11 protein-coding genes are annotated in these 11,506 nt (G+C 71.6%); 9 read left to right on the top strand and 2 right to left on the bottom strand.

Annotation, left to right across the window (positions count from 1 at the left end; genetic code table 11):
* The first annotated feature begins 169 nt into the window (after nucleotides 1-169).
* The 8 genes from B9W62_RS14055 to B9W62_RS14020 all read left to right on the top strand — a co-directional run bounded on the left by B9W62_RS14055 (nucleotide 170) and on the right by B9W62_RS14020 (nucleotide 8,255).
* Nucleotides 170-691: a hypothetical protein gene (locus tag B9W62_RS14055; RefSeq protein WP_087807513.1), complete on the top strand. Its 522-nt coding sequence runs from the start codon at nucleotides 170-172 to the stop codon at nucleotides 689-691.
* Between the two features lie 69 nt (nucleotides 692-760).
* A complete protein-coding gene (locus B9W62_RS14050) occupies nucleotides 761-2,533 on the top strand; it encodes a hypothetical protein (RefSeq protein WP_087807512.1) in 1,773 nt (590 codons plus the stop codon).
* Complete coding sequence (locus B9W62_RS14045) at nucleotides 2,530-2,766, top strand: hypothetical protein (protein ID WP_087807511.1); 237 nt, start codon at nucleotides 2,530-2,532, stop codon at nucleotides 2,764-2,766. The genes B9W62_RS14050 and B9W62_RS14045 overlap by 4 nt, the downstream gene beginning before the upstream one ends.
* Nucleotides 2,763-3,344 (top strand): hypothetical protein, encoded by a 582-nt coding sequence (locus B9W62_RS14040; RefSeq protein WP_087807510.1) that lies wholly within the window; start codon nucleotides 2,763-2,765, stop codon nucleotides 3,342-3,344. The genes B9W62_RS14045 and B9W62_RS14040 overlap by 4 nt, the downstream gene beginning before the upstream one ends.
* A 55-nt stretch (nucleotides 3,345-3,399) precedes the next feature.
* On the top strand, nucleotides 3,400-4,965 hold the full coding sequence (locus tag B9W62_RS14035) for an AAA family ATPase (RefSeq protein ID WP_087807509.1): 1,566 nt from the start codon (nucleotides 3,400-3,402) through the stop codon (nucleotides 4,963-4,965).
* A gap of 131 nt (nucleotides 4,966-5,096) precedes the next feature.
* Complete coding sequence (locus tag B9W62_RS14030; protein WP_087807508.1) at nucleotides 5,097-5,771, top strand: hypothetical protein; 675 nt, start codon at nucleotides 5,097-5,099, stop codon at nucleotides 5,769-5,771.
* A gap of 67 nt (nucleotides 5,772-5,838) precedes the next feature.
* The gene (locus B9W62_RS14025) at nucleotides 5,839-7,161 is read left to right on the top strand and encodes an Nramp family divalent metal transporter (RefSeq protein WP_179235483.1); all 1,323 of its coding nucleotides are present in this window, start codon (nucleotides 5,839-5,841) and stop codon (nucleotides 7,159-7,161) included.
* 143 nt (nucleotides 7,162-7,304) lie between these two features.
* On the top strand, nucleotides 7,305-8,255 hold the full coding sequence (locus tag B9W62_RS14020) for a hypothetical protein (RefSeq protein ID WP_087807506.1): 951 nt from the start codon (nucleotides 7,305-7,307) through the stop codon (nucleotides 8,253-8,255).
* Nucleotides 8,256-8,280: 25 nt separating this feature from the next.
* Here B9W62_RS14020 and B9W62_RS14015 read toward each other — a convergent pair whose 3' ends face one another.
* Both B9W62_RS14015 and B9W62_RS14010 read right to left on the bottom strand, forming a co-directional pair.
* Nucleotides 8,281-9,543, bottom strand: coding sequence for a hypothetical protein (locus B9W62_RS14015; protein ID WP_087807505.1), 1,263 nt, complete (start codon nucleotides 9,541-9,543; stop codon nucleotides 8,281-8,283).
* Between the two features lie 79 nt (nucleotides 9,544-9,622).
* The gene (locus B9W62_RS14010; RefSeq protein WP_087807504.1) at nucleotides 9,623-10,132 is read right to left on the bottom strand and encodes a SigE family RNA polymerase sigma factor; all 510 of its coding nucleotides are present in this window, start codon (nucleotides 10,130-10,132) and stop codon (nucleotides 9,623-9,625) included.
* Between the two features lie 346 nt (nucleotides 10,133-10,478).
* On the opposite strand from B9W62_RS14010, the gene B9W62_RS14005 reads away from it, so the two are divergent.
* Nucleotides 10,479-11,381 carry a hypothetical protein gene (locus tag B9W62_RS14005; protein ID WP_256976336.1) on the top strand — a complete coding sequence of 301 codons (903 nt, stop codon included), beginning with the start codon at nucleotides 10,479-10,481 and terminating at the stop codon, nucleotides 11,379-11,381.
* Nucleotides 11,382-11,506: the final 125 nt, after the last annotated feature.

The following is an 11,506-nucleotide window of genomic DNA, read 5'->3' as shown; positions in this document are numbered from 1 at the left end:
CCGTACCGGGCCGTGACAGGGTGAACCGGGCGGGAACGGGGCGAGTGCGGGGCGAGTTCGGGGCCGAAACGGGTTTCGCGGGCCACAAGTGGCGTGAACACTCGCAGTATTGACTCGACGTCATTAGTCTTCACTTCTCGCAGAACGCTGCACTCACGTCGGGGGACACATGAGCCACTTGGAGCGGCCTCGTCGCATCGTGCAGCCGGGCGGACCGGCCGGGACGCCGTCCACCTCCTCGGACGCCCTGCGCCGCACCGACCGGGGCCCCGTCGCCGGGGCAGGCCCCCGCCGCACCGTCGGCGCGCCCGGCCCGGCCGCACCACTGCGCCGCGAGCGCCTCGCCCCGCGCCCGCAGGGCCTGCGCGACGCGGTCGGCCGCCTCGACGCGGGCCTGGACGAGCACGGCCGCAGGCAGCTGGCCCAGTGGATCGGCGAGGAGTACCGGGCCCACTACGGCGGGATCCCGCTCGGCTTCTTCGCCCGCTGCCACCTCGGCCCGCCCTACGTGGACCACCAGCTCAACCTGTTCCAGGTCATCGTCCGGCACTTCGCCCCGTCCGACCAGGTCCCCGAGCCGTTCTCGGGCGCCCGGATGCTGGTGCGCTCCGGCGGCTACGCCTTCGTCGAGGTCTATTCCGACGGCCTGCTCCTGCCGGTCCTCGACGACGGGACCGTCGTACGCCCCTGAGTCCCCGCACGCCCCGCACGCCCCGCACCGCGTGACCACGCCACAGACCCATGTGATCGGAGAACCCGAATGTCCGAGGTGGACTACGCGCTGCACCAGAAGGTGCAGCAGGTCAGCAACCTCGTGGTCCGGCTCAGCGAGCAGGTCGGCTCCGTGTCCGGCCAGGTTCAGGCCGTCGAGGTCAACCAGCAGCAGACCCGCAGTGAACTGAAGGAACTGCGCGACGAGTTCCTCGCCTTCGTCAGGACCGCCCAGCTCACCGCCAACGTCCAGCGCGCCGAGACCCGCGTCGGCGTGATCCAGGACCAGGTCGACCACGAGTTCGGCCACCACAAGACCGTACGGCGCACCGCCGTCGGCATGCTCCAGGCCTTCGACCTGGGGCTGGTGTCCGAGGACAACGTCCGCACGGTCGGCGACCAGCTGATGATCCAGACGCCCCGCTACTGGCTGGCACCCGCCCTGGTGGCACTCGCCTCCTGGTCGGCCGACGACCGCACGCTGTGCGAGAAGGCGGTCGAGGAGGCGTTCCGCCGCTCACCGGACCGCACCTCCCTGTTCTTCGCCCTGGTGCTGCGCCGCCAGAACCGCAGGGAGGCGTCCGTGCGCTGGCTGCGCCACTACCTGCTCGCCCAGGACCCGGCGGCGCTCGGCCGGGAGTTCGCGGTCATCCTGGAGTCCATCGCCCAGGGCGCGTTCGGGCTCGCGGGACGCGAGCTGCTGAACAACACCCTGGCCGGCTGGCGCGAGACGCTCATGGACAGCGCCGAGGGCCAGCAGAAGCAGATCACCCGCTGGCGCGAGGAGATCGACTCCCTCGTGGTGCCCTCCGCGGCCGCCGAGTTCCCGCGCCTCGTCCAGGTCTGCCCGCAGTGGCCGCAGCTCGACTGGGTGCTGGCCCGGGCCCGCACCCAGCAGGTGGTGCTCGACAAGTACCGGGCCGTCATGGACCGCGAGTTCCAGCCCTCGGACCGGCTGGAGGACGCGGTCGACGACATCCTCGACCGGCTCGTCTCCGAGTACGACAACGAGGAACTGCCGCTCCGCCGCGACCTGGCGTTCAACCACGCGGTCATCGACCACGGCGGTGACCTGGACGCCGCCCGCCACGCGGCCGACGCGGACTCCGCCTCGTACGAGGAGACCCTCGACTATCTGACCGTGCAGACCACGGCCGCCCTCAACCCGGCGGCCATCGGTACCTCGCCCGCCACCCAGCGGCTCTCCGTCGCCGCCTGCCAGGAGTGGTTCCTACAGGCGCACGCCGGGTTCACCCGCGACTACCGGGCCGGCGTGCCGCAGGACGTGCAGGCCCGGTTCGGCACGGCGTACACGGTGGCCGCCCAGACCTTTCAATTGCCGCCCTGGCACGGCTCGTTCACGCGGCCGCTGACCGACCTGGAGCTGTCGCTGACCACCCACTGGGACCAGCACATGGAGCCGTTCATCGCCGGCTACGCCTTCCCCTGGGGGAAGAAGCTGGCGCCGCTCGCCATGGTCCTGGTCGGCATCCTGCTGATCATCGGGTCCTTCTCCCTCGCCACCGCGCTGATCGCCGCCGCGGTCGTCGGAGGCGTCTGGGGACTCGTCCTGCGCAACGGAGCGCAGGCCGCGCAACGCCTCCAGGACAACGCCCGCCAGATCCTCCAACAGGCCAAGCTGGAGTCACTGCACCATCTGCGCGCGGCCTCCGCCGAACTCACCGACTGGAACACCAAGCAGCGCGCCGCCGACGCCGTCGAGCCCCGGTGCCGGGAGCTGATCAAGTCGCTCGACACCGTCTCCCGGGGCGGCTCGCCGTTCGAGGGCCGGACCGTGGCCAAGGAGGAAACCGCGTCATGAGCACCGCACCCGGTCAGCACCCGGCGGCCCCGCCTCCGCCCCGCCGGCCCTCGGGGGACCCCCAGTGGTCCGCCCCCGGCACGCCCGTCGGCGACTCGCCCTGGGGCTCCTCGCGCAGGCCCACCGGGGAGCGCGCCACCAGCCGGGTGCGCAAGATCGCCGAGGGGCTGCCCGACTGGGAGCCGCTGCCACCCGGTGAAACCGTCGTACGCCGGCCGGGCGGCGGGGCGTGACGGGGTACTGGGGGCACGGCGGCCCCTACGAGACCTGGGTGGACTTCCTGCGCCGCTGGGCCGCCGAGGAGAACCCCGACCCCGCCGCCCTGCCGCCGCTGGCCCAGGAGGACTTCCCGGGCGAGACCTGGGAGCGGTTCGCCCTCCACCTCGGCGAGGCCCTCGACACCCGGCTGAAGTCCTGGGCCGAGCGGCTCAGCGAGGCGGTCCTCGCCGCCCCGGACGAATTCTCGGCGGGCCGCGAACTGGCCCAGGCACGGGCAGGGCTCCGGACGGTACGGGCGGTGGCGGGGCATCCCGGCCTGCCCGAAACGCTCCGGACGAGGTTCCGCGAACTCGTCGACGGCCAGATCACGGACCTCCAGCGGCAACTGGAACGCCGGCTGGACGACCTGGCCGCCGCGAACGGCTCCGACCCCCGCTGGGTGGAACAGCGCCGCCGCACGGTCCGCGACAACGCCCTCACCGCAACGCTCTCGCCCTCGCCCTCGCCCTCGCCCTCGCACCCCGGCACGGCCGATCCATGGGCGCAGACGCACACCGCAGACCGTCCCCGCCGCCGCGTCGTCACGGACTGAAGAACCGCGACCGGGCGGGCACCAGAGGCATCCGAAAACCGATCCGAAGGCCCGTATGTCGAATTACAGCGAAAGCCTCCATCACCTGGACAGCTACATCTCCGCCCGTGTCCCAGTGATCGGCATGCGCACCATCGAGCAGCAACGCGCTCTCCGCCTGCTGAGGGACGCGGCCCTCCAGCACCGCCGCAGCAGCATGCCGTTCTGGATCTACACCCGGGCCACCGGGCTGCGCGACCTGCGCACCAACGCGCCCGTGCAGGACGACCGTTCACTGACCGGGGCGATGGACTTCGCCGCCGGCCAGTTCAGCAGCCGCGCCAACGCCACCGTCGTCTTCGTCGACCCCGACCACCTGGAGGACGACACCCCCGTCACCCGGCACATCGCCGAACTCGCCCGGCTCGCCGACAACAACATGGGCAGCATCGTCCTGATCACGGACGCGCCCATCTGGAGCGGGCTCCAGCGGCTCGGCATGAGCCTGCAACTGGACCTGCCGGACGCCGAGGAGATGCACGGCACCCTCGCCGGCTTCCTGGCCGACCACCGGGGGCACATCCCCATCGAGTGGGACGAGAACGACACCCGCCGCGCCGCCGAGTTCCTGCGCGGTGTCACCGAGGCCGAGTGCATCAACCTGATGGCCACCATCACGGCCAAGGGCTCGATCGGGAAGGCCGACGTCCTCGGCCTGGCCCAGGCCAAGGACCGCATCTTCAGCAATCTCACCGGTCTCGAACGCGTCCAGCTCAGGGAGAGCGACTACACCGTCGGCGGACTGACCAGTCTGCGGGAGTGGCTGAAGCGTAAGCACGACATGATGCACGCCGACCTGCGCGACTCGGAGCTGCGGCCGCCCCGGGGCGTCCTGCTGGTCGGGGTGCCCGGCTGCGGGAAGTCCCTGTCCGCCAAGGCCGTCGCCCACGAGTGGCAGCTGCCGCTCTACCGGCTCGACATGGCCAGCATCCACGGCAAGTACCTGGGCGAGTCCGAGGGCCGGTTCCGGGAGGCCCTGGCGATGGCGGACCGGGTGGCCCCCTGCATCCTGTGGATCGACGAGATCGAGAAGGGCCTCGCGGGCAAGGACGACATGTCCGGTGTACCGCAGCGGATCATCGGGCAGTTCCTGTTCTGGCTCCAGGAGTCACGGTCGCGGGCGTTCGTCGTGGCCACCGCCAACGACGTCCGCAGCCTGCCGCCCGAGCTGTTGCGCAAGGGCCGGTTCGACGAACTGTTCTTCGTCGACCTGCCCGACAGCCAGGACCGCAGGGAGATCATCGAGCTCTACTTCCGCCGCTATCTGAAGGTCGACCCCGAGCCCGAGCAGGTGGACCGGCTCGTCGATCTCTCCGAGGGCTTCGCGGGCTCCGACATCGAGTCGACCCTGCACGACGTGGGCGAGGAGGCGTACCGCTGCGGCGGCGCCGAGCGCCTCCGGCCGTCCTTCCTGCTGGACACCTTCGCCAACACGGTGCCGTTGAGCCGGGTCAACCCCGAGCAGATCGAGGAGATCCGCGCCTGGGGCCGCGAGCGCGCGGTGCCGGCCGGCCGCGCGGCGACGACCGCGGGCGCGGGCGTGGCGACGCCGTCGCGAAGGATCGTGTTCATGGACGAGTGATCCGGAGGAGCCGGTGGACCCGTGGACCCGAGTGCCCGTGCACCCGTGCGCCGGAGGCCCGTGTAGGCGTCTTATAACAAAGTTGGGGCCGACTGTGTCGGGCACAGGTTTGTCGACCATACTCCTGCGGTGTGGAGCAGCGCAGAGGATCGACGAGCCAGCCCCTGGAAGGCGCCGGATTCGACCCGGCCTTCATCCCCGGGCTCACCGCACCCGTGTCCGGTGAGCCGGAGGACGTGAGAGGCGACCGGGCGGAGACGGAGAAGGACGCCGACGCGGAGACCGAGGAGCCGACGCCTTCCCCGGCCGCCGGCGACCCGGCCGCCGAGGCCGCAGAGGACGCTGCGGACGCCTCGGAACCGGAGGACGAGGCCCCCGTGGACGGCCCGGTCTTCGAGGCCGCCGACCGCCGCGCGCGGATCGTGGCCGACCACAAGGGCGTACGTCTCTCGCTCGACGACCAGAAGTGCGAGTTCCGCTGGGACGAGGTCGGAGCCGTCGAGACGGAGACGGGACGCTTCGGCAAGCGGTTCACGGTGACCGTGCACACGCCGGACCGCCGCTGGTACCCCATCGAGATCGAGGCCGCGTCCCGAAGCCGTTTCCCGGAGTGGGAGTCGGCCCTGGACGAGGTCCTCGACGCGTACTTCGAGGACGGCGAGGCGGAGGCCGCGGCCGAGGCGGAGGCCGAAGAGGCGGCGGCAGCGACGGCGGACACGACGGAGGCAGCAGAGACTTCGGACGCGGCGGACGCGGCGGACGCGGCGGAGAAGGACGTCAAGGAGACCAAGACCCGCGCTGAGTAAGCGCATCGGGTGAAGATCCGTGCACGCCCTCTTGCCGCACCGGCGGCCATGGGCTTTCTTGACCCCCATGGCCGACACCACGGGCAACACCGCAGACGCAGCCGTATCGGGGGGCGCCGCCCCGGCCCCCCGCAAGTCCAGTTGGCGCTACATCGGCCCCGGCATCGTCGTGGCGGCGACCGGTGTGGGCGCCGGCGACCTCGTGGCCACCCTCATCGCGGGCAGCAACTTCGGCTACACACTGCTGTGGGCCGCGGTCATCGGCTGCCTGGTGAAGATCTCCCTCGCCGAGGCCTGCGGCCGCTGGCACCTGGCCACCGGCCGCACCCTCTTCGACGGCTGGGCGAGCATCGGCTCCTGGACCACGTGGTTCTTCGCGGTCTACGCCGTGATCTGGGGCTTCGTCTACGGCGCGGCGGCGATGTCGTCGAGCGCGCTTCCCCTCCAGGCGCTCTTCCCGGACGTGATGGGCCTCGAATGGTGGGGCATCGCCTGCGGCCTGGTGGGCCTGGTCTTCGTCTGGTTCAACAAGTACAACGTCTTCGAGAAGGTCATGACGGTCCTGGTGGGCGTCATGTTCGTGGTGACGGTGTACCTGGCGATCCGCGTCACGCCCAACCTGGGCGACGCCTTCGCCGGCCTCCTCCCGGTCCTCCCGGACGAGAAGGACTCGGTCCTCAACACCCTGGGCCTGATCGGCGGCGTGGGCGGCACCATCACGCTGGCCGCGTACGGCTACTGGGTCAACGCCAAGGGCTGGACCAACACCGGCTGGATGAAGGTCATGCGCCTGGACAACCGGGTCGCCTACGCCACCACCGGCATCTTCGTCGTCGCGATGCTCTTCGTCGGCGCCGAGCTGCTCCACTCGGCCAACATCGCGATCGCGAGCGGCGACAAGGGCCTGATCCAGCTCGGCGACATCCTGGAGCAGGAGTACGGCACGGCGACCGGCAAGCTCTTCCTGATCGGCTTCTTCGCGACCAGCTTCACCTCGCTGATCGGCGTCTGGCACGGCGTGAGCCTGATGTTCGCCGACTTCCTGGCCCGCCGGCGGGGTGAACGCGAGGCGAAGGGCGACGAGTTGGCCTCGGGCCGCCGCGAGCGCTCCTGGGCCTTCCGCGCCTACCTGCTCTGGCTCACCTTCCCGCCCATCATCCTGCTCTTCCAGGACGAGCCCTTCCGCCTGATCATCATCTACGGCGTCCTGGGCGCCGCGTTCATGCCCTTCCTCGCCCTCACCCTGATGTGGCTCCTCAACTCCTCCCGCACCCCGCGCGAGTGGCGCAACGGCAACCTCAGCAACGGCATGCTCACGGTGGCCGGTCTGCTGTTCCTGGTCCTGTGCGTGAAGCAGATCTGGGACCAGCCGTGGTCGGAGTTCTTCTAGGCGCACCTGCACTTTCGGGCAGGCGGACATGTCCCGGAGGGTGCTCTTCCCGTCCTTCCCGGGTGCCGACGAGTCGTATAGGTCTGACGCTGGAGAACTCTGGCCACCCGGGCCAGGCACTGGCGTCCCTCGGAGGGAACAGCATGCGAGGACACGACCGGCAGTCCGATCTCGAGCTCGCGGGCGGGCGCAGCGCCGGGGACCGCGGCCCTGTCGTCCGGACGGACCGGTCCGCGTCGACGGCCGGTCAGGCGTGGTCGGCCGACAACATCTCGGCCGGCGCGATGTCGGAACTCCAGCACTCGGCGGGCAACAAGGCCGCCGTGGCGTCCATGGCCGGGCAGCGCCAGCAGCAGGGGCAGCAGCCGACGGTGCAGCGCATGCTCAAGAAGATGAAGGACGCGGTGAGCGGAGGCCGCTCCGCGCCACAGCAGGAGAATGTGCGCGTGGGGGACGAGACCCTGCCCATGACGCGACAGGGTGCCTTCTACGTCTTTCGGACGCCCCAGGGCGGCAGGGCGTACATCCACGATGTCGCCGTCGTCAACGGGGTGGTCAACGACGACCTCGCACCGCATGTGATGAAGTACCGGATGGGCGGCCTCGCCCTGTACCGCGGGATCCCCCGCCATCACGAGACCTGGCACGACGTCAACGGCGCCGGAGTCATTCCCCCGTTGGGCAGCGGAGAGCTTCCCGACTACCTCACCAACAACACGTCGTTCATCCCGTTCAGCCCGAGCGAGGGCATCGCGCGCGCGGCCGCGGTCGCCACGAGGGGGATGGCCGAACGCAACCGCGCCGAGTACGTGCGGGGTTACACGCGGAGCAACGAGAACTTCTTCGTCGGCCTGGTCGCGACGGTCGTGGCCGGACCCAACCTCGACGTCGGCTTCTTCAACGGAGGCGAGGTCCAGATCCGAGGTCCCGTGCGCGGCTTCGACACGGATCACATCCGGATGAGCACCGATGTGCAGCAGGCCCTGACCGGCACTCCGGGCAACCCGCCGGAACCGATCAGCGAGAACCGCCCCGCGACACCGACCGATGAGCAGAAGAAGGAGTTCGAGCAGAAGCACGGCCAGCTGCCCTGACCCGGCACCGGCGAAGGAGCCCGGCCTACCGCAGCGCGTCCCACTGCCCGCTGAGCGCGATCTCACGCAGCTGCTCCATGCTCACAGCGGGCGCGTCGCGGGTGGCGTCCTTGTTCTGGTCGCCGGTGTTGAAGGCGCTGATCACCACGCGGAGGCCCGCCGTTCCGGGGCGCAGCGTGTCCACGGTCCACATCACCACGCCGGAACCGGCCTTCTCGCCGGGTTCCTGCCGGGTGACGAGGCGGGTGCCGTCGGGCAGGATCTCCCCGCCGGAGTACAACTGCCCGGCGGCGTCGGCCATGCCGTACTGCACGTTGATCTGGACGAGGCTGCGGCCCCGCCCGTCGTCCACGACGACGTAGGCGTACTCGGACTCCTGCCCGCCGCGCGCGACGACGTCCAGCTTCCCCGGGAGCAGCCCGGCGAGCGTGTCGCCGACCGACTTCCCGGCGACCTCGGGCCGCTCGGTACGGGGCGCGGCCGACCGCGAGCGCTTCGGGCTCTTGGGAATGGCGTCGACCACCTCGCGCCACACCCCGGCGGTGACGAGCGCCCGCAGCCGCTCCGTGGACAGGGGAGGCTCGTCACGGCTGACCGGTGCGCCCTTCTGCGTCGGGGAGTTCCACTCGGAGACGCTGACGTGCTGTCCCTCGGCGGTGACGAGGTCGGCGGTCCAGAGCTTGGTGTCCACGCGCAGGTCCGGATACTCGTAGCCCTGGTACAGCTTGAGCAGCGAACCGTCGGGGAGCCGGACGGAGGTGCAGTCGTCGTACGGCGTCATGGCGTGGTCGGGACAGGCCATCAGCTCCCGCACCTGGGTGCTCCCCGGCTCCACCCGCGCGAACCCCATGCCGATGGCGCCCGCCCCGGCCCCGTCGTCGTACACGAGGTGCGCGGCCGGGCCCAGCCGGTGGTCCGAGCCCCGGGCCGACTCTTCGCCATACGTCCCCCCGGGGAGCAGGCCCTTGAGCTCGCGCAGCAGGTCGTCGCCGGAGAAGGCGGCCGCGGCGGCGGGCGCGGTGCTGGCGGAGGCGGCGGAGGCCGTCCGGGACCGGTCGGGGCCGGCCGGGCCGTCCGCCGGGAGGACGAGAACCCCGCCCACCCCGGCCAGCGCGACCCCGGCCACCCCGCTCACCACGGCCGCCCTGCGCCGCAGCAGGGCCCGCCTCCCCCGGACCCGCCCGGCGGTGACGAGGGCCGCCCGATCGGTCTCGAAGCCGTCACCGGCGTCGCGCAGGGCGGTGCCCAGCCGGTCCTCGAAGGGGTCCTGACGATCGTTTTCGAGCATGGTGAACCACCCTTTCCATACGTGAGTCGAAACGAGCCGCGAAGAGCGGCGGACAAGAGACGGTCCGGGCAGGGGCCGCCTACGGTCTGGCGTACTCCGAGAGGTCCTCGCCCAGCAGCTGCCGCAGCCGGCCGAGCGCCCGCGAGCACCGGGTCCGCACCGCCGCCGAACTGACGCCGAGCACGTCGGCGGTCTGCTCGACCGAGCGGTCGTCCCAGTACCGCAGGACCACGACGGCCCGGTCCTTGGCCGGCAGCCGCGCGAGCGCGTCGAGCAGCGTCAGCCGCAGGGACGCGTCCCCGTCACCGGCGCCGGGCAGATCGGGGAACACGTCGGTCGCCCGCTCCCCGCTGCTGCGCCGCCGCTGATGGGCGAGGAAGGTGCGGGTGAGCACGGTCTGCGCGTAGGCGGCCGGGTTCTCCGCCCGCGACACCCGTCCCCACCGCACGTAGAGCCGCCCGAAGGTCTCCTGCACGAGATCCTCGGCCAGGTGCGTGTCCCCGGCGGTGAGCAGACACGCGGACCGGTACAGGTGCCCGGCCCGCGCCACCGCGAACTCGGCGTACTCGTCCGCCCGCCCCTGCCTCATGTCCGCGCTCCCCCGAAGCCGCCGTCGTGTACCGCCTCCACCTCATTGATGCGGCGGGGCCCGGGAAATGTTTCATACGGACTTCACAGCCCGGCGGAGAGCCGGCCGCCCCGGTACCGTTCCCACCCCTCCGCGCCCGGACCCGCCCGGCCGGGGCCGTGCGGACGGGCGCCTCGCCGTGGGCCGCGTCGGCGCGGCGGCAGCCTGGGTCCCTCGTCGTACGCGGTACGGGTGAATGGGCTCGCGGTCCAGGTCGGGGCAGGTGGCGGGTCTTCTACGTTCGGTGAGGGAAGCTCCCGGGCCTCGAGGAGGTCCTGGGGACCGGGACCGGCGAAAGGCGCACCTGATGTCGGGGTTGGGGAGCGCGGTGGCGCGGACGGTGGTCTTCGGGCCGTCCGTCGGATGCTGCCTGCTGGCCGTCTCGCTGGCGCTGCGCGCGCGGTGGGCCGACGGCCGGGTGCGAACGCGACTGCTGCTGCTGGCGGGTTCCGCGATGGCGGGAGGCGCGTACCGGCTGCTGGCCGAGGCGCTGTCGGTGCACGCCTCTGACTCCGGGCAGCACGAACGGCCACTGCTGGAACCGGTGGTGGCGGTCGGAGCGCCGCTCGCGGTCGGCCTGGCGGCGGCCGGTCTGGTGGTCGCCGCCGACGCCGGCGCCGGTCGGCCCGAGCTGTTGCGGAGGGTGCTCGACGGGTTCGTCGCGGCGGGAGCCCTGTTCATGGCGGGATGGGTCCTGCTGAGCGGGGCAGGCGGCGGCTGGCGGCTGGGGGAGGGAATGGTGGGATTCCTGTGGGCCGCCGAACTGGTCTTCCTCAGCTTTCTGCTGGCCCTGTGCCGCCTCGTGCGCAGTGACCAGAGAGCCACGCTGTGGGCGGGGGTCGTCGGACTGTCCCTCATGCTGCTCGGCGACACCATGCAGCTGTGGACGGTTGGGCCGCACCGACTCGGGGCGGGGGCCGCGCAGCTGGTCGTCGGGTGCAGGACCGCGGGCCTGCTGGTGATCGCCGTCGGTCCGTGGCTGCCCGGCGGGGCCAGCGTCCTGGGCATGGCCCGGCCCGCGCTGCGCTGGGGGATGGAGGGTGCGGCGGCGTTCGTTCCCCTGACGGTCTGCACGGTCATGGCGCTGGGACACGTGCTGGCCCCCACCGCACAAGATCCGGTGCCGCTGGTGGTGGGCGGGACGGTGCTGCTCAGTCTCTGGGTACGCCAGAAGTTCCTGCCGGGCGAGCCCATGGAGACAGGAGGCTGAGCCGCGTGCGGCGTCCGGTGACGCCCGGGACGCTTCTGCGTCCCGCTCGTGACCTGCGGTCGCGTTCGCTACTGTTCGATCGGGGTCGGCGGACGACCGGAGCGCAGTCAGCCAGTGGGAAGGTG

The sequence above is a fragment of the Streptomyces sp. CS113 genome, from assembly GCF_002188365.1.
In the GTDB taxonomy this organism is placed as follows: domain Bacteria; phylum Actinomycetota; class Actinomycetes; order Streptomycetales; family Streptomycetaceae; genus Streptomyces; species Streptomyces tendae.
This window is presented reverse-complemented; position numbering and strand designations above follow the sequence as displayed.